Here is a 22,737-nt window from a genome sequence, read left to right on the forward strand (position 1 = left end):
AGATGTCGTAACGTTTTGATAACAACCCAAATTGATAAATTTAGGAATGGTCCAGAGGAGGGTAAAACAAAAAACCCCGCCGCAGCGAGGTTTTATGATTTAGTGGACGGCCAGCCAGATGAGCTGACTCCAGAACAGAATCGACAGGGTAAAAACGCCGATCCATGACCAGTATTTTTGAGACATCATGTTATTCATCATAGGGACACCAGGCATTATTTATTAAACATTCCGAGGCAGGTCCTCGTGCTATATTGCTGATGTGTATTTATTAAAGAGTACAAAGGCGCATAGTCATTATTCAGACTAACTGCATCATTACGCAATAAACTAAATTATTGTTTTTTGGGTTCGTCTTCCGCGAACACATCAATAAAAGCCTGCTGCTGCGGCGTCAGTTTCCAGGATGCTGGCACTGCTGTTGCAGGCGCTTTGCGTCCCTTGTGAACAGTGTCATGATGCTGACACATCCGCTTTGCCGTTTCTGTACGTACCGTCACTGCCATATTCAACCCCAATATTTCCAGGCCAGGAGAGCAACCATCACCCAGAACAGGGCGGAAACGAGAAAGACCGCCAGCCAGGCTTTACGCTTGAGCGCAGGATCCCTTTGCGGTTCTTCACTTCCTGAAGGCATTGCTAACCTCATACAATCGATATCGCTTATCATTTAGGACCAAACAATTGGTACAATTAATCATCTGTTGAGATAAATCCTAAAGAAACTTTAGCCGAAAAGCCAGTGAATTTACGCATCAAGAGGCATGAAATATTCAATCTTTTGACCAGAAATAAATATTTGAAAAGAAAAATTTGCGTAGCCGTTAATTAGTTTCTATTTTTGTCGCCAATTCACGACATTAAAGCCACACAAATTAAAAGGATAATGACAATATATGGCAGGGGAAGTGCAGATGATGATAATTCTAATTTAGCTTTAAGCCGATATTTCGGTATCTTTCCCTCAGGGAAAGATACCGGGTGTGATTATTTTTCGGGGAGTTTGATATCTTTAAACATCTCTTCGATATCTTCATTTGATCGTAATGCCACGGCGGTATCCACCACGTCACGCGTTAAATGCGGTGCAAAGCGCTGAATAAAATCATACATATAGCTTCGCAGGAAGGTACTGCGGCGGAAGCCAATTTTTGTCGTGCTGTGACTGAAAATATCATGCGCATCAAGACGCACCAGGTCAGGGTCTGACACCGGGTCGACCGCCATGCTGGCGATCACCCCTACCCCCAGGCCAAGCCGTACATAGGTCTTTATAACGTCGGCGTCGGTGGCGGTAAAGACTATCCGCGGCGTTAACCCGGCCCGGTTGAAGGCGGTATCAAGCTCAGATCGTCCGGTGAAGCCAAACGTGTAAGTGACCAGAGGATATTGCGCCAGCTCTTCGATTGACACCGACCCTTTGCCCGCCAGCGGATGATCAGGGGTCACCACAATGGAGCGGTTCCAGTGATAGCACGGCAGCATGACCAGATCGTCATAGAGATGGAGCGCTTCCGTTGCAATGGCAAAATCTGCATTGCCCTTCGACACCGCCTCCGCAATTTGCGTCGGCGATCCCTGGTGCATATGCAGGGAGACGCGCGGATAACGCTCGATAAAGCCCTTGATAACGCCCGGTAGCGCATAGCGCGCCTGGGTGTGCGTCGTGGCAATATACAGAGAGCCTTTATCCGGCCAGGTATGTTCCCCCGCCACAGACTTAATCGCATCGACTTTGGAAAGGACTTCCCGCGCAATACGGATGATTTCCTGCCCCGCTGGCGTCACCTGGGTAAGGTGCTTACCACTGCGGGCGAAAATCTGAATACCTAATTCATCCTCCAGCATGCGAACCTGCTTGCTGATGCCCGGTTGCGAGGTATATAGCCCCTCGGCGGTGGAAGAGACATTAAGGTTGTGATTCACCACCTCAACGATATAACGAAGCTGTTGTAATTTCATGCCAGACCATCCGATTTAGCGCACGCGGTCAATCGCTTAAGACGATTTGATAATAAAAAAAGGGTTAACTATAACCACTATATCACTTATAGCCTGACTGTATAGTACGGAACAAAAAATAATAATAAGGTAATAAAAAAGGGCCGGAAGTCCGGCCCTTTCACGGGTAAGCTACGGTTAAGAAAGATTATTTCTTGCCTTCAACCCATTTGCCATCGACAAAGAAGGCGGACCATCCGGTCGCTTTACCCTCTTTCTCTGCCGCAACGTACTGCTGCTTCGTTTTACGGCTAAAACGGACCACCGTCTTATTGCCTTCAGGATCCTGCTGTGGCGCATCGGCCAGATAACGCAGCTTCTCAGGCAGACGATCGCGGAAGCGATGCAGCTCTTCCACCAGCGGGGCGCGCGTTTCACGCGATTTCGGGAAGGTGTTGGCGGCCAGGAAGACACCTGCGGCACCATCACGCAGCACGAAGTACGCGTCGGATTTTTCACACGGCAATTCTGGCAGCGGAACCGGATCTTCCTTCGGCGGAGCAACCTCACCATTGCGCAGAATTTTGCGCGTGTTCTTACACTCGTCGTTGGTGCAGGCCATGTACTTACCGAAACGCCCCATTTTCAGGTGCATCTCAGAGCCACACTTCTCGCACTCCACAATCGGGCCGTCATAGCCTTTAATGCGGAACTCACCCTCTTCGATCTCATACCCGTCGCACGTTGGGTTGTTACCACACACGTGCAGCTTACGTTTAGGATCGATCAGATAGCTGTCCATCGCCGTGCCGCATTTTTTGCAGCGGCGTTTCGCGCGCAGGGCGTTGGTTTCCGCATCATCACCTTCCAGCACGTTGAGAACTTCGTTCTCCGGCACCAGGTTGATGGTTGTTTTGCAGCGCTCTTTTGGTGGCAGCGCATAGCCTGAACAGCCAAGGAACACGCCCGTTGTCGCAGTACGGATCCCCATCTTGCGGCCGCAGGTCGGGCAGTCGATGCTGGTCAGAACCATCTGGTTAGGCAGCATGCCGCCCTCTTCAGGATCTTTCTCCGCTTTCTCAAGCTGGTTGGTAAAGTCGCTAAAGAAGCTATCGAGAACCTTCTTCCACTCCGCCTTGTGACTGGCCACTTCGTCGAGGCTGTCTTCCATCTGCGCGGTGAAGTCGTAGTTCATCAATTCGCGGAAGTTAGCTTCCAGACGGTCAGTGACAATCTCACCCATTTTTTCGGCATAGAAACGGCGGTTCTCTACGCGAACGTAACCGCGGTCCTGAATGGTCGAGATGATTGACGCGTAGGTTGACGGACGGCCAATCCCGCGTTTTTCCAGCTCTTTAACCAACGACGCTTCACTAAAGCGCGCAGGCGGCTTGGTGAAGTGCTGGGCCGGAACCAGGTCGACAAGCGACAACTCGTCGCCTTTGTTTACCGCAGGCAGCGTACGGTCTTCATCACCTTTACGCAGTGCAGGCATCACTTTCGTCCAGCCGTCGAAGCGCAGGATACGACCGCGCGCTTTCAAACGGAAATCGCCCGCACCGACGGTCAGCGTAGTGGAATCATATTTCGCTGGCGTCATCTGACACGCGACAAACTGACGCCAGATCAGCTGATACAGCTTCTGGGCGTCGGCTTCCATATCCTTCAGCGACTCGGCTAAAACAGAGACATCAGAGGGACGAATTGCTTCGTGCGCTTCCTGAGAATTCTCTTTGCTGGCGAACTGGTTGGCGCTTTCCGGCAGGTATTTTTTACCGAAGTTGTCGCTGATGTAGCCGCGCACCATGTTCACCGCGTCCTGGCTCAGGTTCGTTGAGTCAGTACGCATGTAGGTGATGTAACCCGCTTCATACAAGCGCTGGGCCATCATCATGGTTTTCTTCACGCCGTAACCCAGACGAGTGCTCGCCGCCTGTTGCAGTGTGGACGTGATAAACGGCGCGCCAGGCTTGCTGCTGGTCGGTTTATCTTCGCGTTCCAGTACCTGATAGCGCGCTTTTTCCAGCAGCGCCACGGCGGCCATGGTCTGATCGCGGTTTTCAGGACGGAAAGGCTTATCGTTGTGATGGCTTACCTGCAGCGGCAGCGCATCACCGCCCGGGGTGGTGACATTGGCGTCAACTTCCCAGAACTCTTCCGGCACGAAGGCTTTAATTTCGCGTTCACGCTCAACGACAAGACGCACGGCTACAGACTGCACGCGTCCTGCAGACAGGCCGCGGGCAATCTTTTTCCACAGCAGTGGAGAAACCATGTAGCCCACAACGCGGTCCATAAAGCGACGCGCCTGCTGGGCGTTCACACGGTCGATATTCAGCTCGCCCGGCTTCTCAAACGCCTGACGAATCGCATTCTTTGTAATTTCGTTAAACACTACGCGGCTGTAGCGTTTGTCATCCCCGCCGATCACTTCCCGCAGGTGCCACGCAATGGCTTCCCCTTCGCGGTCAAGGTCGGTTGCGAGATAGATGTGGTCTGCTTTTTCAGCCAGCTGCTTCAGCTCGTTAACGACTTTTTCTTTCCCGGGCAGCACTTCATATTGTGCATCCCAGTTGTGCCATGGGTTAACACCCATGCGGTTGACAAGCGCGCTACGTTCATCCTTTTTAGGCTTTTTAGCCCCTTTGGTGGAGGTAGAGTCTGCGCTCTTTTTGCTGGCTGAGCCACTGGTCGGCAAATCGCGGATGTGACCAACGCTGGACTTAACCACGTAGTCATTACCCAGATACTTATTGATCGTTTTGGCTTTTGCCGGGGACTCAACGATGACGAGAGCTTTACCCATATTCACCTTTACCTAATTTAATTCTTCCAGGAATACGCCGCACGTTGATTTCCCTTCCGCTGACGACGAGCCAATGATATTGCGACTGCGTCAGGGGATATCAACCCCTATGTCTTACCGAATGTCAGAATGGCGACATCCAGGTCATTGAGTTTTCGGGTATTTTTCTCACATCTCGTATAATTCGTGACGAATTCCCGGTCGAATGTCAAGCAATTCTGTTGCCAGAATGACGAAAGCGCACACTCTACCTGATAAAATTCGTTACGCAACTTTATTAGCATGCAAAAGCAAATCCCGCCAACCTGCCCTCTGCATCTTATCCCCTCACATTACAGGGAAAATTTGCCCCCAAAGCGCCCCCGGCGTAGACTATTGTCACTGTTTAAGGAGTGGATTATGCAGAATACGACCCAACCCATTGACCGAGCCTCTCTGCTTATCGAAGCAAACAAGCTTATTCGTGACCATGAAGATACGCTGGCAGGCATTGAAGCCACCGGCGTTGAGCAACGTAATGGCGTGCTGGTTTTCAGCGGCGAATACTTCCTTGACGAGCAGGGGTTACCGACCCCGAAAAGCACTGCCGTGTTTAATATGTTTAAATACCTGGCGCATACGCTTTCAGAGAAATATCACCTGGTCGATTAATGCAAAACGCGAGGCATATGCCTCGCGTTTTTGTTTACAGCAGCGGTTTTTGTCCGCGCTGTAGCCAGCGAAGCAGCAGGCGGTCCGCGCTTTCCGCCGCACTGTTGGTAAAGCGGTCCATCAGCCGTTTGCGCTGTGTAAAGCGCACGCCTACCAGTTCCCGGCCTTCCATCAGGTTGAGCAGCAGGTCATCACTGGTACCCACTTCATCCACCAGCCCTTTTTCCTGCGCCTGGATGCCGTACCAGTGCTCTCCGGTCGCCACCTGTTCAATATCCAGCGTTGGGCGCATGCGATGTACGAAGTCTTTAAAGAGATGGTGAGTTTCATTCAGATCTTCACGGAATTTTTGGCGCCCCTCTTCCGTGTTTTCCCCCAGCAGCGTCAGGGTGCGTTTGTACTGACCCGCCGTGTGAAGTTCGATATCAATCTCTTTATTTTTCAGGAAGCGGTTAAAGTTAGGGATCTGTGCGACCACGCCAATCGAACCTATGATGGAAAACGGCGCCGCAACGATTTTGTCCGCCACGCAGGCCATCATATAACCGCCGCTCGCCGCGACTTTATCTACCGCCACGGTAAGTGGGATCCGCTTCTCGCGCAGGCGCTGCAGCTGTGAGGCGGCCAGCCCGTAACCGTGTACCACCCCGCCCGGGCTCTCAAGACGCACCACCACCTGATCCTGCGGCGTTGCCACGGCCAGAACCGCAGTCACCTCTTCGCGCAGCGAAGCGACTTCATGCGCATCCATGCTGCCTTTAAAATCGAGCACATAGACGCGGGGTTTTGCGTCGCCCTGCGGCGTCGCGAGCTTTGCCTTCGCCTTCGCGGCTTTGGCTTCCTGCTTGTGTTTTTTCTTCTGGGCTTTCAGCCACAGCTTCTGCTGATGGCTATCGAGCAGCGAGAGGGACATCTCTTCCTGCATCTCTTTATACTGCTCGCTCAGGCGGGTGATGCGTAACTCCCCACGCTGACGCTTGCGCTGCGTCAGGTTGACAATCAGAACGGCAACCACGGCAATGGCAATCACCACCGTCGCGATTTTGGCCAAAAACAACCCATATTGAGAAAGTAATTCCACGCGTTCCACCTTGATTTAACCACGAATCTTTCACGGCAGTGTACAACAGCCCTGCCCCTGCGTCTCGCCCGTGACATTACCTCTGCGAGCCGTCTTCAGGAATCCCCGCGCTGCGGTTTAAATATTTGCAAATTGTTAATTTTGCAGCAATGCGTCCTGTAGACTGATTGAATTCTCACGCTAATTCGGGCATAAAGCCGAAAAGTCATTATGAAGGCGTGATTGAGACCCCGTGCGCCTGAGGAGTCACCGTGCATTATCAACCGCAAAAAAACCTGCTGCAGAACCGAATCATTCTTGTCACCGGCGCCAGCGATGGTATTGGTCGCGAAGCGGCCCTGACGTACGCTGAATATGGCGCAAGCGTAATTCTTATTGGGCGCAACGAAGAAAAGCTCAAAGGGGTCGCTCAGGAAATTGAGGCCGCAGGCGGCACACCTGCCCCCTGGTACACGCTCGATTTGCTGACATGCACCCCAGCGCTCTGCCAGGAGCTTGCTCACCGTATCAGTACCCACTACCCACGTCTTGACGGCGTACTGCACAACGCCGGTTTGTTAGGTGAAGTGCGTCCAATGGATGAACAGGATCCTGAAATCTGGCAGCAGGTGATGCAGGTTAACGTTAACGGTACTTTTTTCCTCACGCAGGCCTTGCTTCCTTTATTACTCAAATCCGAGTCTGGATCTCTGGTCTTCACCTCTTCCAGCGTAGGCCGCGAGGGACGCGCAAACTGGGGGGCTTATGCTGTCTCAAAATTCGCGACCGAGGGCATGATGCAGGTGCTGGCGGATGAGTATCAGAGCCGCCATCTGCGCGTAAACTGCATTAATCCGGGGGGTACGCGCACCAGCATGCGCGCCAGCGCGTTCCCGACGGAAGATCCGCTGAAGCTGAAAACCCCGGCAGACATTATGCCGCTCTATCTCTGGCTGATGGGCGACGACAGCCGCCGCAAAACCGGAATGACCTTTGATGCCCAGCCGGGCCGCAAACCGGGAATTTCGCAATGAGTGAAGAACGTCATCAGCAGCGACAGCAGCGTCTAAAGGAACAGGTTGACGCGCGCGTCGCGGCAGCCCAGGACGAGCGAGGGATCGTCATCGTTTTTACCGGTAATGGTAAAGGCAAAACTACTGCCGCGTTTGGCACTGCTACGCGCGCCGTCGGCCACGGGCAAAAAGTGGGGGTCATCCAGTTTATCAAAGGGGAATGGCCCAACGGTGAGCGTAATTTGCTTGAACCTCACGGCGTTGAGTTTCAGGTGATGGCGACCGGGTTTACGTGGGATACGCAGAACCGGGAAACCGATACCGCAGCCTGCCTTGCCGTGTGGAAGCACGCCAAAAGGATGCTGGCTGACCCGACGTTAAATATGGTGCTGCTGGATGAGATCACCTATATGGTCGCCTACGACTACCTGCCGCTGGAGGAGGTGCTGGATGCACTGAAGAACCGCCCTGCGCACCAGACGGTTATCGTTACAGGTCGTGGGTGTCATCGTGAGATTCTGGAGCTGGCAGATACCGTCAGCGAGTTGCGTCCGGTCAAGCATGCGTTTGATGCAGGCATCAAAGCACAAATTGGCATTGATTACTAAAGAAAAAGCCCGGTGAGTTCACCGGGCTTTTTCAATTAACCGTTGTTATTCCGGCTGCCAGAGCGACGATTGCTGTTCACCTGGCTGTGGCGTTTCACCGCACGACGGATCTGATTCGCCTTCATACGACGACGATCTTTCTCCACCGCCACTTTAGAGGTGGTTTCCGGCGTCAGGCCAACCAGCTCGCGCAGGTAGTTAGTCTGGGTAAGATCCAGCTCGGTATAACCACCGCGTGGCAGACCTTTCGGCAGCAGAATGTCGCCGTAGCGAACGCGGATCAGGCGGCTAACCTGCACGCCTACCGCTTCCCACAGACGACGCACCTCGCGGTTACGGCCTTCGGTCAGGGTCACGTTGTACCACTGGTTAATCCCTTCACCACCGGTAAATTTGATGGTTTTGAACGCCGCAGGGCCGTCTTCCAGCTGTACGCCACGCGACAGATCGCGCAGTTTATTTTCATCGACCTGGCCGAAGACGCGAACGGCGTATTCACGCTCAACTTCACGGCTTGGGTGCATCAGACGGTTTGCCAGTTCACCATCGGTGGTGAACAGCAGCAGACCGCAGGTGTTCACGTCCAGACGACCCACCGCAATCCAGCGGGCGCCGCGCAGTTTTGGCAGACGGTCAAACACCGTTGGACGACCTTCCGGGTCGTTGCGCGTACACAGCTCGCCTTCCGGCTTGTAATACGCCAGCACGCGGCAGATCTGTTCCGCGGACTCTTTCACGGAGATAAGATGACCGTCAATGCGGATCTTGAGCCCCGGTACGATTTCTACGCGGTCACCCAGCGTGGCGATTTTACCGTCCACACTCACGCGGCCCGCTTCAATAATGGCTTCGATTTCACGGCGCGAACCGTGGCCGGCGCGCGCCAGCACTTTCTGTAACTTCTCGCTCATTGAGCTTCCTCAGGTGTCGCCTTCACAGGCGTCGAATCAGGTCAAAAACAGGGCAACGCCCTGCTTTGATGGCCGCGTAGTATATCTGCTTACACCCTTACAAGAAAGGCTTAACATCGCCCACGCCTTCACGAATGACTTCTGGCGCATCTTCGGTGAGATCCACCACGGTGGTCGGCTGCTGGCCGAGATAACCGCCGTGAATAATCAGCTCCACCACCTTCTCCAGACGATCTTTTATCTCCTCCGGATCGGACTCGGTAAACTCGCTGCCCGGCAGCATCAGCGAGGTGGAGAGCATCGGCTCGCCGAGGGTTTCCAGCAGCGCCTGGGCAATCGGGTTCGACGGCACGCGCATGCCGATAGTCTTACGCTTTTCCTGCAGCAGGCGACGCGGCACCTCCTTCGTCCCTTTCAGGATGAACGTGTAGTTGCCCGGCGTATTGTTCTTAATCAGGCGAAACGCCACGTTGTCGACATACGCATAGGTCGACAGCTCAGAGAGATCGCGGCACATCAGGGTAAAGTTATGGCCGTCCGGCAGCTGACGAATACGGCAAATGCGTTCCATCGCTCCTTTATCTTCAATTTTACAGCCCAGCGCGTAGCCGGAATCGGTCGGGTAGACTATCACGCCGCCTTTGCGGACGATCTCCACGGCCTGGTTAATCAGACGTGGCTGCGGGTTGTCCGGATGGATATAGAAAAACTGACTCATACTTCCCTCTCTTCAATTTGCTGCGGCTGCTCCCAGAGCTGCCAGACCGGCTCAACGCCAGCGGGTAGCCAGAGCTTGCGTCCCAGCTCGATCCACGCGCAGGGCTGGTGGAAATCAGAGCCCTGTGACCCTAGCAGGCCAAACTGGCGGGCATAAGTCGCGAGCTGCGCGCGCTCGTTGGGCGCCTGCTGACACTGGGCGACTTCCATCGCCTCGCCACCGCATTCGGCAAAGTGCGCCAGCAGCCGTTTCAGCCATTTAGCAGAAAGATTATACCGTCCCGGATGGGCCAGCACGGCCTTACCGCCAGAATGATGAATGACATCAATAGCTTGTTTTATTGTACACCACTGTGGCGGAACGTATCCGGTTTTCCCGCGCGCCAGATACTTTTTAAAGACATCCGCCATGGTCGTCGCTTTGCCCGCTTCAACCAGAAAGCGGGCGAAATGACCGCGGGTGACCGCCCCGCCGTTCGCCAGCTTTTGCGCACCTTCCAGCGCGCCCGGAATATGCGCCTTCTCCAGACGCTCGCCGATCATCTCCGCGCGCTGGTTGCGGCGCGTTTTTTGTTCTTGCAAAAAGGCAAGAAGTGCCGGATGTTCTATATCAATGTTCAGGCCAACGATATGAATCTCATGGTTTTCCCAGACGGTCGAGATCTCGACGCCGGGCACCAGATTCAGCGCCAGCCCGCTGCGGGCAATCTCGGCGCGCGCTGCCGGAATGGCGTCGGTGGTATCGTGATCGGTTATCGCCAGCGTGCCAACACGCATTTCAACCGCGCGATGAACCAGGGCTTCGGGTGTCAGCAGGCCATCAGAGGCCTGAGTATGGCTGTGTAAATCATAAATAATCGCGTAGGTGGTATCGCTCAAAGCACTTCCCATAACAGGTTGGAGACATCCGAAAACGCCATGATACCGACTTAACGTGAAATTCTGAAATCAAGGGTTGACAATACGCCATCGAACTAGTTAACTAGTACGCAAGTTCACACGAGAAAGGTATCTGAAAATGACAGCACATTTCACTCTGCACGGTTGGTGGCGCACTTCCTGATCTTCGGGCAGTGTCACGCATCTGCGAAATGCAAACAGATACCCGCCCGCTACCCAGCGGGCTTTTTTTTGAACAGAATAAATGAGAATCACAACATGCAAACAGCCAAACCTCATCTCGAACTGTTGACCTGCGAGGCGGTCTATCGCCACAACCCGACCGCGCTGTTTCATCAGGTGTGCGGCGCGCGTCCGGCGACGCTGCTGCTGGAGTCTGCGGATATCGACAGCAAGGACGATCTGAAAAGCCTGCTGCTGGTCGACAGCGCGCTGCGCATTACCGCGTTAGGTGACACCGTCACCATTAAGGCGCTCTCTGATAATGGCGCATCGCTGCTGCCGCTGCTGGATGCGGCTCTGCCCGCGGGCATCGACAATGAACGTCACCCGGACCTGCGAATTCTGCATTTCCCGCCGGTAAGCCAGCTGCTCGACGAAGATGCGCGCCTCTGCTCGCTGTCCGTGTTCGATGCCTTCCGCCTGCTGCAAAATCTTGTCACCGTGCCGGAAGATGAGCGCGAAGCAATGTTCTTCGGCGGGCTGTTTGCTTACGACCTGGTCGCCGGTTTTGAAGATTTGCCGGAAACCGAGCAGGGCAACCGCTGCCCGGACTACTGTTTCTACCTGGCCGAAACCCTGTTGGTGATCGACCATCAGAAAAAATATACCCGCATCCAGGCAAGCCTGTTCACGCCCTCTGCGTCTGAGAAAAACCGCCTTGAGCATCGCATCGCCCAGCTCCGGCAGCAGATGACGGAAGCGCCGCCTGCGCTGCCGGTACAGCACGTGGAAAAAATGACATGCGACGTTAACCAGACCGACGATCAATACGGGGCCGTGGTTCGCCAGATGCAAAAGGCTATTCGCGCCGGGGAGATTTTCCAGGTTGTGCCGTCCCGCCGTTTCTCGCTGCCCTGCCCGTCACCGCTGGCGGCTTACGACGTGCTGAAGAAGAGCAACCCGAGCCCATATATGTTCTTTATGCAGGACAATGATTTCACGCTGTTTGGCGCCTCGCCGGAAAGCTCGCTGAAGTACGACGCCACCAGCCGCCAGATTGAGATCTACCCGATTGCGGGCACCCGTCCGCGTGGCCGTCGTGCCGATGGCTCTCTGGATCGCGATCTGGACAGCCGCATCGAACTGGAAATGCGAACCGACCACAAGGAGCTCTCCGAACACCTGATGCTGGTTGACCTGGCGCGTAACGACCTGGCGCGCATTTGCACCCCGGGCAGCCGCTACGTGGCAGACCTGACCAAAGTTGACCGTTACTCCTTCGTGATGCACCTGGTCTCCCGCGTGGTGGGTGAACTGCGCAGCGACCTCGACGTGCTGCACGCCTACCGTGCCTGCATGAATATGGGCACCCTGAGCGGCGCGCCGAAGGTGCGCGCCATGCAGCTTATCGCCGAAGCGGAAGGACGTCGGCGCGGGAGCTACGGCGGCGCGGTGGGTTACTTCACCGCCCACGGCGACCTTGATACCTGCATCGTGATCCGCTCCGCCTACGTCGAAGACGGTATTGCCACCGTTCAGGCCGGCGCCGGGATTGTTCTTGACTCTGTTCCGCAGTCTGAAGCTGACGAAACCCGCAGTAAAGCACGCGCGGTATTGCGCGCCATCGCTACCGCACACCACGCACAGGAGATTTTCTGATGGCTGACATTCTGCTGCTCGATAATATCGACTCCTTTACCTATAACCTGGCAGATCAGCTGCGTGCGAATGGTCACAACGTCGTTATCTACCGCAACCACGTTCCTGCTCAGACCCTGATTGACCGTCTGGCGACCATGCAAAACCCGGTGCTGATGCTCTCCCCGGGGCCGGGCGCGCCGAGCGAAGCGGGCTGTATGCCCGAACTGCTGACCCGCATGCGCGGCAAGCTGCCGATTATCGGTATCTGCCTTGGTCACCAGGCAATCGTGGAAGCTTACGGCGGTTACGTCGGCCAGGCGGGCGAGATCCTGCACGGTAAAGCCTCCAGTATTGAACATGACGGCCAGGCAATGTTTGCCGGGCTGCCGAATCCGCTCCCGGTCGCGCGCTATCATTCGCTGGTCGGCAGCAACATTCCGGCCGGGCTGACCATCAACGCCTCGTTTGAAGGGATGGTGATGGCGGTACGCCACGATGCGGATCGCGTCTGCGGGATGCAGTTCCACCCGGAATCTATTTTGACCTCCAATGGCGCCCGCCTGCTGGAACAGACCCTTGACTGGGCGTTACAGAAGCTGGAGCAGACCAACACCCTGCAGCCGATTCTGGAAAAACTGTATCAGGCCCAGACCCTGAGCCAGCAGGAGAGCCACCAGCTTTTTTCCGCCGTCGTGCGCGGCGAGCTGAAGCCTGAGCAACTGGCGGCGGCGCTGGTGAGCATGAAAGTGCGCGGCGAAAGCCCGCAGGAGATCGCCGGTGCGGCCACCGCGCTGCTGGAAAATGCCGCCCCGTTCCCGCGTCCGGACTATCAGTTTGCGGATATCGTCGGGACCGGTGGCGACGGCAGCAACAGCATCAATATTTCGACCGCCAGCGCCTTTGTGGCGGCGGCCTGCGGCCTGAAGGTGGCCAAGCACGGTAACCGCAGCGTCTCCAGCCGTTCAGGCTCGTCCGATCTGCTGGCCGCGTTTGGCATCAATCTGGAGATGAATGCCGAACGTTCGCGTGAAGCGCTGGACGATTTGGGCGTTTGCTTCCTGTTTGCACCGAAGTACCACACCGGTTTCCGCCACGCGATGCCGGTTCGCCAGCAGCTTAAAACCCGCACGCTGTTTAACGTGCTCGGCCCGCTGATCAACCCGGCCCATCCGCCGCTGGCATTAATTGGTGTTTACAGCCCTGAGCTGGTCCTGCCGATTGCCGAGACGCTGCGCGTGCTGGGTTACAAACGCGCCGCCGTGGTGCACAGCGGCGGAATGGATGAAGTTTCGCTGCATGCGCCGACGCTGGTGGCCGAGCTTAACGATGGTGAAGTACTCAGCTATCAGCTTGAGGCGTCTGATTTCGGCTTAACGCCGTACCATCAGGAAGCGCTGGCAGGCGGTACGCCGGAAGAAAACCGTGACATTCTGACGCGCTTACTACAAGGTAAAGGTGAGGCCGCTCATGAGGCCGCCGTGGCTGCCAACGTCGCCATGCTGATGCGTTTGCACGGTGAGGAAGACCTGAAGGCCAATGCTCAAAAAGTTCTGGATGTACTGCGCTCCGGTGCAGCTTACGATCGCGTTACCGCACTTGCGGCAAGAGGGTAAAGAATGCAGACCGTTTTAGCGAAAATCGTTGCCGATAAGGCCATCTGGGTGGAAGCACGCAAAGCAGAGCAGCCGCTTGCCAGTTTCCAGAATGACGTCGTCCCGAGCAGCCGTCGTTTCTATGACGCCCTGCAGGGTGCACGTACCGCCTTTATTCTGGAGTGCAAAAAGGCCTCGCCCTCAAAAGGCGTTATTCGTGACGATTTCGACCCGGCGCGTATCGCCGGTATTTATAAGCATCATGCGTCGGCAATCTCCGTGCTGACGGATGAGAAATATTTCCAGGGCAGCTTCGATTTTCTGCCGATCGTCAGCGGCATCGCACCGCAGCCGATCCTGTGCAAAGACTTTATTATCGACCCGTATCAGATCTGGCTGGCGCGTTTCTACCAGGCCGATGCCTGCCTGCTGATGCTCTCGGTACTGGACGACGAACAGTATCGGCAGCTTGCTGCCGTGGCGCACAGCCTGAAAATGGGCGTGCTGACCGAAGTGAGTAACGAAGAAGAGCTTGAGCGCGCCATCGCGCTGGAAGCCAAAGTGGTCGGCATCAACAACCGCGATCTTCGCGACTTGTCGATTGACCTGAACCGCACCCGCCAGCTGGCGCCACGTCTGGGTGCGGGCGTCACGGTGATCAGCGAGTCCGGCATTAACAGCTACGCCCAGGTGCGCGAGCTGAGCCACTTCGCCAACGGTTTCCTGATTGGCTCCGCCATGATGGAACATGACGACCTCAATGCGGCGGTGCGTCGTGTGCTGCTGGGTGAAAACAAAGTCTGCGGCCTAACCCGCGAACAGGATGCGCTGGCCGCGTATGAGGCTGGAGCAATCTATGGCGGTTTAATCTTCGTCGACACCTCTCCTCGTGCAGTCAATGAGGAACAGGCCCGCAAGGTAATCGCGGCGGCCCCGCTGAGCTATGTTGGCGTGTTCCGCAATGCGGATGTCGCGGACGTTGTGGCAAAAGCCGACGCGTTATCCCTGAGTGCCGTTCAGCTCCATGGCGATGAAGATCAGGCGTATATCAATGCCCTGCGCGACGCGCTGGCACCGCAGGTTCAAATCTGGAAAGCACAAAGCGTGGGCACCACCCTGCCCGCACGTAATCTTCACCACGTTGACAAATACGTGCTCGACAACGGCCAGGGCGGCACCGGACAACGTTTTGACTGGTCGCTGCTGAACGGCGAAACGCTGGACAACGTCCTGCTGGCGGGCGGACTAAGCCCGGATAACTGTGTGGAAGCCGCGAAAACCGGCTGCGCAGGCCTCGATTTCAATTCAGGCGTAGAGTCGCAACCGGGTATCAAAGATGCCAGCAAGCTGGCCTCGGTGTTTAAAACTCTGCGTGCATATTAAGGAAGAGAAGATGACGACATTACTTAACCCGTATTTTGGTGAATTCGGCGGGATGTACGTTCCGCAAATCCTGATGCCCGCGCTGCGCCAGCTGGAAGAAGCGTTCGTGAGCGCGCAGAAAGATCCTGCGTTTCAGGCGGAGTTTACCGACCTGCTGAAAAACTACGCCGGGCGTCCAACCGCGCTGACCAAATGCCGCAACCTGACCGAAGGCACCAAAACCACGCTGTATCTTAAGCGTGAAGATCTGCTGCACGGCGGCGCGCATAAAACTAACCAGGTGCTGGGCCAGGCGCTGCTCGCGAAGCGTATGGGTAAAACCGAAATCATCGCCGAAACCGGCGCGGGCCAGCACGGCGTGGCTTCTGCGCTCGCCAGCGCCCTGCTCGGCCTGAAGTGCCGCATCTATATGGGTGCTAAAGACGTTGAGCGTCAGTCGCCGAACGTGTTCCGTATGCGCCTGATGGGTGCGGAAGTGATCCCGGTGCACAGCGGTTCTGCGACGCTGAAAGATGCCTGTAACGAAGCGCTGCGCGACTGGTCCGGCAGCTACGAAACCGCGCACTATATGCTCGGCACCGCGGCAGGTCCTCACCCGTTCCCGACCATCGTGCGCGAATTCCAGCGCATGATCGGTGAAGAGACCAAAGCGCAGATCCTTGAAAAAGAGGGTCGCCTGCCGGATGCAGTCATTGCCTGCGTCGGCGGCGGGTCTAACGCCATCGGCATGTTTGCCGATTTTATCGACGAAACCCGCGTAGGGCTGATTGGCGTCGAGCCTGCCGGTCATGGGATTGAAACTGGCGAGCACGGCGCGCCGCTGAAGCATGGCCGCGTGGGGATCTACTTCGGCATGAAAGCCCCGATGATGCAGACCGATGAAGGGCAGATTGAAGAGTCTTACTCAATTTCTGCCGGACTGGACTTCCCGTCCGTTGGGCCACAGCACGCGTTCCTGAACAGCACGGGGCGCGCGGACTATGTCTCCATTACCGATGACGAAGCGCTGGAAGCCTTCAAAACGCTGTGCCGCAGCGAAGGGATCATCCCGGCGCTGGAGTCTTCTCACGCGCTGGCGCACGCGCTGAAAATGATGAAAGAGAACCCGGAAAAAGAGCAACTGCTGGTGGTGAACCTTTCCGGTCGCGGTGACAAAGATATCTTCACCGTTCACGATATTTTGAAAGCACGAGGGGAAATCTGATGGAACGCTACGATAACGTATTTGCTGAACTGAAATCCCGCCAGGAAGGCGCGTTCGTCCCCTTCGTTACGCTGGGCGACCCCGGCCCTGAGCAGTCTCTGAAGATTATCGACGCCCTGATTGAAGCCGGCGCCGACGCGCTGGAGCTGGGTATTCCGTTCTCCGATCCGCTGGCGGATGGCCCGACCATCCAGAACGCCACCCTGCGCGCCTTTGCGGCAGGCGTGACCCCAACCCAGTGCTTTGAAATGCTGGCGGCGATCCGCCAGAAGCACCCGACCATTCCGATTGGTCTGCTGATGTACGCCAACCTGGTGTTCAACCGTGGTGCTGACGAGTTCTATGCAGAATGCGCGCGCGTAGGTGTCGACTCGGTCCTGGTAGCAGACGTGCCCGTGGAAGAGTCCGCGCCGTTCCGCCAGGCTGCGATGCGTCACAATGTCGCCCCTATTTTCATCTGTCCGCCAAACGCCGATGATGAACTGCTGCGCCAGATAGCCTCTTACGGGCGCGGGTATACCTATCTGCTTTCGCGCGCGGGCGTGACCGGCGCCGAAAATAAAGCTGCACTGCCGCTGCATCATCTGGTGGAAAAGCTGGCCGAGTACCATGCCGCGCCGCCGCTGCAGGGCTTCGGGATCTCCTCTCCGGATCAGGTCACCGCGGCAATTGAGGCGAAGGCGGCGGGTGCCATCTCCGGCTCCGCGATTGTGAAGATCATCGAGAAGAACGTGGACAAGCCCGAGCAGATGCTGGCCGAGCTGAAGGCGTTTGTGACCGCAATGAAAGCAGCGACGCGTAAAGCATAATCCCTCTACCGTCTGGCAACCCTGCCAGACGGTTACTCCTCCTTCTCCATCCTCTCCAAAGGATTACGTCAAAATTGATCCCGTCGATATTTTCGGTGTGAATAGCTTTTCAAACTTTCGCGTAAGCGTATGATCTGGACTCTTTTTAGCACTAATCCTTCTGAGTTCAGAGGCTTATTCATGTCATGGCAATCCTTCAAACAGACTTACCTGGTTAAGTTCTGGTCACCTGTTCCGGCCGTCATCGCGGCAGGCATTCTCTCTACTTATTATTTCGGCATTACCGGCACCTTCTGGGCCGTCACCGGTGAATTCACCCGCTGGGGTGGGCAACTGCTGCAGCTCGCAGGCGTACACACCGAAGAGTGGGGATACTTCAAACTCATTCACCTGGACGGCACCCCGCTTACCCGCATCGACGGAATGATGATCGTCGGCATGTTCGGCGGCTGCTTCGCTGCGGCGCTGTGGGCAAACAACGTTAAGCTGCGCATGCCCAAAAGCCGCGTTCGCATCATGCAGGCGGTAGCCGGGGGTATGATTGCCGGGTTTGGCGCCCGCCTGGCGATGGGCTGTAATCTGGCCGCGTTCTTTACGGGGATTCCGCAGTTCTCCCTTCATGCCTGGTTTTTTGCCGTGGCCACGGCGATTGGCTCTTACTTCGGAGCAAAATTCACCCTTCTGCCGCTGTTCCGCATTCCGGTGAAAATGACAAAAGTCAGCGCGGCGTCCCCGCTAACCCAAAAACCGGAGCAGGCAAAGCGCCGTTTCCGCCTGGGTATGCTGGTCTTTTTTGCTATGATCGCATGGGCCATTTGCACGGCGATGAATCAGCCGAAGCTTGGCCTGGCGATGTTGTTCGGCGTCGGCTTTGGCCTGCTGATCGAACGCGCGCAGATCTGCTTTACCTCTGCGTTTCGCGATATGTGGATCACCGGAAGGACGATGATGGCGAAGGCAATCATTGCCGGCATGGCGGTGAGCGCTATCGGCATTTTCAGCTATGTTCAGCTCGGTGTTGAACCGAAGATCATGTGGGCTGGCCCGAACGCGGTGATTGGCGGTCTGCTGTTTGGCTTCGGGATTGTGCTGGCGGGCGGGTGTGAAACCGGCTGGATGTACCGCGCGGTTGAGGGACAGGTGCACTACTGGTGGGTCGGGATTGGGAATGTCCTTGGATCCACACTCCTCGCATACTTCTGGGACGACGTGTCCCCGGTGCTTGCCACAAACTGGGACAAGGTTAACCTGCTGAGCGCTTTCGGCCCTCTCGGCGGCCTGCTGGTGACTTATGCCCTGCTGCTGGTCGCTTTTTTACTGGTTGTCGCGCAGGAGAAACGCTTCTTCCGCCGTGCCGTCGTCAAAACTGAAACGCAGGAGAACGCTGCATGAAAGAGATCGTCCCCGACTATCGTCTGGATATGATCGGTGAACCCTGCCCGTATCCGGCGGTTGCCACGCTTGAGGCACTGCCGCAGCTGGAAAAAGGTGAAATTCTGGAGGTGGTGAGCGATTGTCCGCAATCCATCAACAACATTCCGCTGGATGCAAAAAACCACGGTTATACGGTGCTGGATATCCAGCAGGACGGGCCAACCATTCGCTATCTGATTCAAAAATGATCGCTAAGGGCCTCGCAAGGGGCCTTTATCGTATTGAATTATAAGCCATGTTGATCCACGGCAAAAACGCGATTTTTGACTTAAGTAAAATCTCATTTCCCTTTTGAAGGAGGTTTTCGCGGTTTGATGTATTTACGAGCTTTACTGGTTTTCGCCTTATTGATTCCCTTCCACGCGCTGTCCCTGAATTTTTCTTCGACCTTCCTGCGCCTTAATTGCCCGGAAAGAGGACTTGTCGACGTTATTCTGCACGTCTATGACCATACTCAGGAACGATGGCGCGGTCATTTTGAAACCGGCGCGGGTCATAAACGTGTGGGTGATACCGAAATTATCCCGTTTGCCAACGGTGATATTCTCTTCCATTCCCTGTCCAGCGACGCTTTCAGCTATTTATATGATGGGGAAAAGATCCTGAGGCACTGCGTAAAGCTTGACGAGCGGCCGGTTTATCCGTCGTTTTGAAGCGAGCAAAGCAAACTGGCCACCCTGTGGCCAGTTTGACGGGGATCAGAAACGATAACCCGCAGAGAACATGAACACCCACGGATCCAGACGCGTATTGATGCTTTGCTGCTCGCCGCCCGCCTTGAAGCGTACGTCCGTATCAATATCCATATACCAGACCGAGGCGTTGATCAGCCAGTCGCGGTTAATCAGATAGTCCAGACCAACCTGCCCAGCCATACCCCACGAGTCTTTCAGGCTGAGATCGGAGAGTCCTGCTTCTTTACCGGTATCGTTGAATTTCTCATCGAAGAAGGTGGTGTAGTTCACACCCGCGCCAATATATGGACGCACCTTGCTGCTGGCATCGCCAAAGTACCATTGCGCCATCAGCGTTGGCGGTAAATGGTGAACCGTGGCGATATCACCGGTCGCACCAAGACCGACACGGTGACGGAACGGGGTTGCCGCCAAAAGCTCAACCCCAACGTTATCCGTCGCCATCCAGGTGAATGTTAAACCTAACTGGGTGTTGTTACTGACGTTAAAACCGCCCATCCCCAGCACGTTATCCGATCCTTCAGTTGGGCGAACCGTAGCCGAACCGGCACGAATAAAGAATTCGCCTGCTTCATGCGCATACGCGCCGCCAGAGAGACTGCTTAATACAAGGGCTGCCACCGCTAATTTTTTCATATCCGCTCCATCGTTGTGGTTTTAATCGCGGATGAGAATATACTCACAAAAGAGTAATAAGTGATCTGCCACAGATCACATTAAAACCAGTAAGTTAACATTCATTGATCTGGGTTAATTTTTTGTGGCGCTTTGAAAAGCAATAAGTTGTTTCTATGTCAATTTTTGGCATTTCACAGTTACAAAATTTTCTCTTTTCCCCCTCTTGCTCTTCCTCTGTCGGCTGGATAATTTATCGCTCTCACAAGTTGATTTGATGCGTTCTTTTTTACAGGTGTGCCATGAGTGAAGTTAACCCGTGCATGACGTGCGGAGCCTGTTGTGCGTATTTTCGAGTCTCTTTCTACTGGGCTGAAGCCAGCGATGGCGGCGGTACCGTTCCGGTTCATCTTACTGAGCCGTTAACCCCCTTTCTGCGCTGCATGAGCGGCACCAATCAAAAGCAGGCCCGCTGCGCGGCCTTACAAGGTGAGCCCGGGGTTTCGACCCGGTGCGCGATCTATGAGGATCGCCCCAGCCCGTGCCGGGAATTTGCCATGTCGGGGGAAGATGGGCAGGTCAACGAAGCCTGTAATCGCGCCCGCGCGCGCTTTGGATTACCGCCGCTTTACAAAGATATGCTTTTCCATACAAGCCTTGATGCTGCCACAGCAGGTTCATCCGGTGTACAATTGCCGGCTAATTAACACCTGCAATACGCAAGGAGAGTGCATGTCTATCACGGCGAAGTCTGTCTACCGTGACACGGGAAATTTTTTCCGCAATCAGTTCATTACCTTTTTACTGATCGCGTTGCTTTGCGCCTTTATCACTGTGGTGCTGGGTCATGCGTTCTCACCGAGTGAAGAACAGATTGCCAGCCTGAGCCAGGGCGACCATCTTGCAGGAAGCGTGGGGCTATTTGAACTGGTGCAAAACATGACGCCAGAGCAGCAACAAATTCTGCTCCGGGCGTCTGCCGCATCCACGTTTTCTGGCCTGATTGGTAACGCCATTCTGGCGGGCGGCGTTTTGCTGATGATCCAACTGGTGTCGGCGGGCCACCGGGTCAGCGCCTTGCGGGCGATTGGCGCCAGCGCGCCGGTCTTACCTAAGCTGTTTATCCTGATCTTTTTAACCACCATGCTGGTGCAGATGGGAATTATGCTGGTTGTGGTGCCGGGCGTGTTACTGGCTATTGTGCTCGCTTTTGCCCCAGTAATGGTCGTTCAGGATAAAATGGGAATTTTTACCGCGATGCGCAGCAGCATCAGGCTGGCATGGGCGAACATGCGTCTGGTTGCTCCTGCCGTGATGGGCTGGCTGCTGGCAAAAACGCTCCTGCTCCTGTTTGCTCCGAATTTTGCGGTATTAACCCCGAACGTCGGCGCGGTGGTCGCGAATACACTGAGCAACCTGATTTCAGCGGTGCTGCTTGTCTATCTGTTCCGCCTGTATATGTTAATTCGTCAGTAACCCTGATGCCGGGTGCATGACAGGGCCCGGCTCAACAAAGAAGATGGAATCACAGAATGAAGCAGTTTCTTGATTTTTTACCGCTGGTGGTCTTTTTCGCGTTTTACAAACTGTATGACATTTATGCTGCCACCACAGCGCTGATTATTGCGACAGCGGTTGTGCTGATCTACAGCTGGGTGCGCTACCGTAAAGTTGAGAAAATGGCGCTGGTAACGTTCGTCCTGGTCGCCGTATTCGGTGGGCTAACCCTCTTCTTCCACAATGATGAATTTATCAAGTGGAAAGTGACGGTGATCTACGCGCTATTTGCGGGTGCGCTGCTCATCAGCCAGTGGGTGATGAAAAAGCCGCTGATCCAGCGCATGCTTGGCAAAGAGCTGACGCTGCCTCAGGAGGTCTGGTCGCGCCTGAATATCGCCTGGGCCGTGTTCTTTATCCTTTGCGGTCTTGCCAATATCTATATCGCTTTCTGGCTGCCACAGAATATCTGGGTCAACTTTAAGGTCTTCGGCCTGACGGCCCTGACGCTGATATTCACCCTGCTAAGCGGCATTTATATCTATCGCCACATGCCGCAGGACGACAAGCACTGATTGCTGACTGACCAGAACGTGTTCGACAGGCGTTCTGGTCTATTCTCTCCGCTGTGAAATCATAGTAGCATCCCGCCTGAAGTCTTCCGTTATGAGTTAAAACAATGACAACAAATAACGCCCCTCAGGGCGAACTGGTTTTACGCACACTGGCAATGCCCGCTGACACCAATGCCAATGGCGATATTTTTGGCGGCTGGCTGATGTCGCAGATGGATATGGGCGGCGCAATTCTGGCAAAAGAGATTGCTCACGGACGCGTGGTGACCGTGCGGGTGGATGGAATGACCTTCCTGCGTCCGGTTGCGGTAGGTGATGTGGTTTGCTGTTACGCCCGCTGCGTAAAGCGCGGCAATACATCCATCTCCATCAACATTGAAGTCTGGGTGAAGAAAGTCTCTTCTGAACCGATTGGACAGCGCTATAAAGCAACTGAAGCGCTGTTTATTTATGTCGCTGTCGATAGCGACGGTAAACCTCGTCAGCTTCCGCCAGCCTGAATGGCAGGCAAAAAAAAGCCTCC

Annotated in this window: 26 protein-coding genes and 1 other annotated feature; of the genes, 15 read left to right on the plus strand and 11 right to left on the minus strand. The window is 55.2% G+C overall.

The features are described from left to right. Nucleotides 1-99: 99 nt before the first annotated feature. The 5 genes from ymiC to topA all read right to left on the minus strand — a co-directional run bounded on the left by ymiC (nucleotide 100) and on the right by topA (nucleotide 4,747). Nucleotides 100-198 (minus strand): small membrane protein YmiC, encoded by a 99-nt coding sequence (gene ymiC / locus DG357_RS23175; protein WP_032644994.1) that lies wholly within the window; start codon nucleotides 196-198, stop codon nucleotides 100-102. Between the two features lie 137 nt (nucleotides 199-335). Continuing rightward, entirely contained in the window at nucleotides 336-506 is a 171-nt protein-coding gene (locus tag DG357_RS23035) for a hypothetical protein (RefSeq protein ID WP_032644881.1), read from the minus strand. 2 nt (nucleotides 507-508) lie between these two features. Next, on the minus strand, nucleotides 509-649 hold the full coding sequence (locus DG357_RS12925) for a YmiA family putative membrane protein (protein WP_213743510.1): 141 nt from the start codon (nucleotides 647-649) through the stop codon (nucleotides 509-511). A 338-nt stretch (nucleotides 650-987) separates the two neighbouring features. Then, nucleotides 988-1,962 carry an HTH-type transcriptional regulator CysB gene (cysB, locus tag DG357_RS12930; RefSeq protein ID WP_028013403.1) on the minus strand — a complete coding sequence of 325 codons (975 nt, stop codon included), beginning with the start codon at nucleotides 1,960-1,962 and terminating at the stop codon, nucleotides 988-990. Between the two features lie 187 nt (nucleotides 1,963-2,149). Further along, nucleotides 2,150-4,747 carry a type I DNA topoisomerase gene (topA, locus tag DG357_RS12935; protein WP_041909639.1) on the minus strand — a complete coding sequence of 866 codons (2,598 nt, stop codon included), beginning with the start codon at nucleotides 4,745-4,747 and terminating at the stop codon, nucleotides 2,150-2,152. 399 nt (nucleotides 4,748-5,146) lie between these two features. Between topA and DG357_RS12940 the strand changes: the two genes are divergently transcribed. Then, the gene (locus DG357_RS12940; RefSeq protein WP_003856804.1) at nucleotides 5,147-5,398 is read left to right on the plus strand and encodes a YciN family protein; all 252 of its coding nucleotides are present in this window, start codon (nucleotides 5,147-5,149) and stop codon (nucleotides 5,396-5,398) included. 34 nt (nucleotides 5,399-5,432) lie between these two features. Here the strand turns inward: DG357_RS12940 and sohB are convergent, their stop codons facing one another. After that, nucleotides 5,433-6,479, minus strand: a complete 1,047-nt coding sequence (sohB, locus tag DG357_RS12945; protein WP_088205587.1) for a protease SohB — start codon at nucleotides 6,477-6,479, stop codon at nucleotides 5,433-5,435. Between the two features lie 251 nt (nucleotides 6,480-6,730). Between sohB and DG357_RS12950 the strand changes: the two genes are divergently transcribed. Together DG357_RS12950 and cobO are read left to right on the plus strand one after the other, a co-directional pair. Beyond that, on the plus strand, nucleotides 6,731-7,492 hold the full coding sequence (locus DG357_RS12950) for a YciK family oxidoreductase (RefSeq protein ID WP_028013406.1): 762 nt from the start codon (nucleotides 6,731-6,733) through the stop codon (nucleotides 7,490-7,492). Continuing rightward, nucleotides 7,489-8,079 carry a cob(I)yrinic acid a,c-diamide adenosyltransferase gene (gene cobO, locus DG357_RS12955; protein ID WP_045260661.1) on the plus strand — a complete coding sequence of 197 codons (591 nt, stop codon included), beginning with the start codon at nucleotides 7,489-7,491 and terminating at the stop codon, nucleotides 8,077-8,079. The genes DG357_RS12950 and cobO overlap by 4 nt, the downstream gene beginning before the upstream one ends. Before the next feature lie 35 nt (nucleotides 8,080-8,114). Here cobO and rluB read toward each other — a convergent pair whose 3' ends face one another. The 3 genes from rluB to rnm form a co-directional block, all read right to left on the minus strand. Continuing rightward, entirely contained in the window at nucleotides 8,115-8,990 is an 876-nt protein-coding gene (rluB, locus tag DG357_RS12960; RefSeq protein ID WP_028013408.1) for a 23S rRNA pseudouridine(2605) synthase RluB, read from the minus strand. 97 nt (nucleotides 8,991-9,087) lie between these two features. Further along, nucleotides 9,088-9,708, minus strand: coding sequence for an L-threonylcarbamoyladenylate synthase (locus DG357_RS12965; protein WP_003856793.1), 621 nt, complete (start codon nucleotides 9,706-9,708; stop codon nucleotides 9,088-9,090). Further along, a complete protein-coding gene (rnm, locus tag DG357_RS12970) occupies nucleotides 9,705-10,586 on the minus strand; it encodes an RNase RNM (protein WP_028013409.1) in 882 nt (293 codons plus the stop codon). Before rnm ends, DG357_RS12965 begins: the two co-directional genes overlap by 4 nt. 139 nt (nucleotides 10,587-10,725) lie before the next feature. On the opposite strand from rnm, the gene trpL reads away from it, so the two are divergent. The 8 genes from trpL (at nucleotide 10,726) to yedF (ending at nucleotide 19,020) form a co-directional block, all read left to right on the plus strand. After that, nucleotides 10,726-10,770, plus strand: a complete 45-nt coding sequence (trpL, locus tag DG357_RS23345; RefSeq protein ID WP_106993556.1) for a trp operon leader peptide — start codon at nucleotides 10,726-10,728, stop codon at nucleotides 10,768-10,770. After that, nucleotides 10,747-10,840, plus strand: a sequence feature (Trp leader region). Its footprint overlaps the gene before it by 24 nt. Nucleotides 10,841-10,865: 25 nt before the next feature. Further along, entirely contained in the window at nucleotides 10,866-12,428 is a 1,563-nt protein-coding gene (locus tag DG357_RS12980; protein WP_063942357.1) for an anthranilate synthase component 1, read from the plus strand. Beyond that, nucleotides 12,428-14,023: a bifunctional anthranilate synthase glutamate amidotransferase component TrpG/anthranilate phosphoribosyltransferase TrpD gene (trpD, locus tag DG357_RS12985; RefSeq protein WP_028013411.1), complete on the plus strand. Its 1,596-nt coding sequence runs from the start codon at nucleotides 12,428-12,430 to the stop codon at nucleotides 14,021-14,023. The genes DG357_RS12980 and trpD overlap by 1 nt, the downstream gene beginning before the upstream one ends. Nucleotides 14,024-14,026: 3 nt before the next feature. Further along, entirely contained in the window at nucleotides 14,027-15,385 is a 1,359-nt protein-coding gene (gene trpCF, locus DG357_RS12990; protein WP_045630541.1) for a bifunctional indole-3-glycerol-phosphate synthase TrpC/phosphoribosylanthranilate isomerase TrpF, read from the plus strand. A gap of 10 nt (nucleotides 15,386-15,395) precedes the next feature. Next, entirely contained in the window at nucleotides 15,396-16,589 is a 1,194-nt protein-coding gene (gene trpB, locus DG357_RS12995) for a tryptophan synthase subunit beta (protein WP_028013413.1), read from the plus strand. Then, on the plus strand, nucleotides 16,589-17,398 hold the full coding sequence (trpA, locus tag DG357_RS13000; RefSeq protein ID WP_088205588.1) for a tryptophan synthase subunit alpha: 810 nt from the start codon (nucleotides 16,589-16,591) through the stop codon (nucleotides 17,396-17,398). The genes trpB and trpA overlap by 1 nt, the downstream gene beginning before the upstream one ends. A gap of 180 nt (nucleotides 17,399-17,578) precedes the next feature. Beyond that, nucleotides 17,579-18,790, plus strand: a complete 1,212-nt coding sequence (gene yedE / locus DG357_RS13005; protein ID WP_088205589.1) for a selenium metabolism membrane protein YedE/FdhT — start codon at nucleotides 17,579-17,581, stop codon at nucleotides 18,788-18,790. Next, a complete protein-coding gene (yedF, locus tag DG357_RS13010) occupies nucleotides 18,787-19,020 on the plus strand; it encodes a sulfurtransferase-like selenium metabolism protein YedF (RefSeq protein ID WP_088205590.1) in 234 nt (77 codons plus the stop codon). The genes yedE and yedF overlap by 4 nt, the downstream gene beginning before the upstream one ends. 156 nt (nucleotides 19,021-19,176) lie before the next feature. On the opposite strand, the gene DG357_RS22965 is transcribed toward yedF, so the two are convergent. Together DG357_RS22965 and ompW are read right to left on the minus strand one after the other, a co-directional pair. Beyond that, a complete protein-coding gene (locus DG357_RS22965) occupies nucleotides 19,177-19,386 on the minus strand; it encodes a hypothetical protein (protein WP_028013416.1) in 210 nt (69 codons plus the stop codon). A gap of 144 nt (nucleotides 19,387-19,530) precedes the next feature. Beyond that, nucleotides 19,531-20,163: an outer membrane protein OmpW gene (ompW, locus tag DG357_RS13020; RefSeq protein WP_045260668.1), complete on the minus strand. Its 633-nt coding sequence runs from the start codon at nucleotides 20,161-20,163 to the stop codon at nucleotides 19,531-19,533. A gap of 281 nt (nucleotides 20,164-20,444) precedes the next feature. Between ompW and DG357_RS13025 the strand changes: the two genes are divergently transcribed. From DG357_RS13025 to yciA, 4 genes are all read left to right on the plus strand, one after another. Next, nucleotides 20,445-20,849, plus strand: a complete 405-nt coding sequence (locus tag DG357_RS13025) for a YkgJ family cysteine cluster protein (RefSeq protein ID WP_052682991.1) — start codon at nucleotides 20,445-20,447, stop codon at nucleotides 20,847-20,849. Between the two features lie 25 nt (nucleotides 20,850-20,874). Beyond that, nucleotides 20,875-21,618, plus strand: a complete 744-nt coding sequence (locus DG357_RS13030) for a YciC family protein (protein WP_088205591.1) — start codon at nucleotides 20,875-20,877, stop codon at nucleotides 21,616-21,618. Between the two features lie 56 nt (nucleotides 21,619-21,674). Continuing rightward, entirely contained in the window at nucleotides 21,675-22,214 is a 540-nt protein-coding gene (locus DG357_RS13035; protein ID WP_028013419.1) for a septation protein A, read from the plus strand. 104 nt (nucleotides 22,215-22,318) lie between these two features. Beyond that, a complete protein-coding gene (gene yciA / locus DG357_RS13040) occupies nucleotides 22,319-22,714 on the plus strand; it encodes an acyl-CoA thioester hydrolase YciA (protein ID WP_041909616.1) in 396 nt (131 codons plus the stop codon). Nucleotides 22,715-22,737 lie beyond the last annotated feature (23 nt).

The sequence above is a fragment of the Enterobacter bugandensis genome (assembly GCF_900324475.1).
GTDB classification, from domain to species: domain Bacteria; phylum Pseudomonadota; class Gammaproteobacteria; order Enterobacterales; family Enterobacteriaceae; genus Enterobacter; species Enterobacter bugandensis.

Excerpts from the sequence above, each read along its gene's own strand:
- trpA (WP_088205588.1), top strand. The coding sequence starts at position 16,589 with ATGGAACGCTACGATAACGTATTTGCTGAACTGAAATCCCGCCAGGAA.
- yedF (WP_088205590.1), top strand. The coding sequence starts at position 18,787 with ATGAAAGAGATCGTCCCCGACTATCGTCTGGATATGATCGGTGAACCC.
- DG357_RS12980 (WP_063942357.1), top strand. The coding sequence starts at position 10,866 with ATGCAAACAGCCAAACCTCATCTCGAACTGTTGACCTGCGAGGCGGTC.
- ymiC (WP_032644994.1), bottom strand. The coding sequence starts at position 198 with ATGAATAACATGATGTCTCAAAAATACTGGTCATGGATCGGCGTTTTT.
- cobO (WP_045260661.1), top strand. The coding sequence starts at position 7,489 with ATGAGTGAAGAACGTCATCAGCAGCGACAGCAGCGTCTAAAGGAACAG.
- yedE (WP_088205589.1), top strand. The coding sequence starts at position 17,579 with ATGTCATGGCAATCCTTCAAACAGACTTACCTGGTTAAGTTCTGGTCA.
- trpD (WP_028013411.1), top strand. The coding sequence starts at position 12,428 with ATGGCTGACATTCTGCTGCTCGATAATATCGACTCCTTTACCTATAAC.
- ompW (WP_045260668.1), bottom strand. The coding sequence starts at position 20,163 with ATGAAAAAATTAGCGGTGGCAGCCCTTGTATTAAGCAGTCTCTCTGGC.
- trpB (WP_028013413.1), top strand. The coding sequence starts at position 15,396 with ATGACGACATTACTTAACCCGTATTTTGGTGAATTCGGCGGGATGTAC.
- topA (WP_041909639.1), bottom strand. The coding sequence starts at position 4,747 with ATGGGTAAAGCTCTCGTCATCGTTGAGTCCCCGGCAAAAGCCAAAACG.
- DG357_RS12965 (WP_003856793.1), bottom strand. The coding sequence starts at position 9,708 with ATGAGTCAGTTTTTCTATATCCATCCGGACAACCCGCAGCCACGTCTG.
- rluB (WP_028013408.1), bottom strand. The coding sequence starts at position 8,990 with ATGAGCGAGAAGTTACAGAAAGTGCTGGCGCGCGCCGGCCACGGTTCG.
- cysB (WP_028013403.1), bottom strand. The coding sequence starts at position 1,962 with ATGAAATTACAACAGCTTCGTTATATCGTTGAGGTGGTGAATCACAAC.
- DG357_RS23035 (WP_032644881.1), bottom strand. The coding sequence starts at position 506 with ATGGCAGTGACGGTACGTACAGAAACGGCAAAGCGGATGTGTCAGCAT.
- DG357_RS22965 (WP_028013416.1), bottom strand. The coding sequence starts at position 19,386 with ATGGAAGAGAATATCACCGTTGGCAAACGGGATAATTTCGGTATCACC.
- DG357_RS13035 (WP_028013419.1), top strand. The coding sequence starts at position 21,675 with ATGAAGCAGTTTCTTGATTTTTTACCGCTGGTGGTCTTTTTCGCGTTT.
- DG357_RS12925 (WP_213743510.1), bottom strand. The coding sequence starts at position 649 with ATGAGGTTAGCAATGCCTTCAGGAAGTGAAGAACCGCAAAGGGATCCT.
- yciA (WP_041909616.1), top strand. The coding sequence starts at position 22,319 with ATGACAACAAATAACGCCCCTCAGGGCGAACTGGTTTTACGCACACTG.
- DG357_RS13030 (WP_088205591.1), top strand. The coding sequence starts at position 20,875 with ATGTCTATCACGGCGAAGTCTGTCTACCGTGACACGGGAAATTTTTTC.
- trpCF (WP_045630541.1), top strand. The coding sequence starts at position 14,027 with ATGCAGACCGTTTTAGCGAAAATCGTTGCCGATAAGGCCATCTGGGTG.
- DG357_RS13025 (WP_052682991.1), top strand. The coding sequence starts at position 20,445 with ATGAGTGAAGTTAACCCGTGCATGACGTGCGGAGCCTGTTGTGCGTAT.
- DG357_RS12940 (WP_003856804.1), top strand. The coding sequence starts at position 5,147 with ATGCAGAATACGACCCAACCCATTGACCGAGCCTCTCTGCTTATCGAA.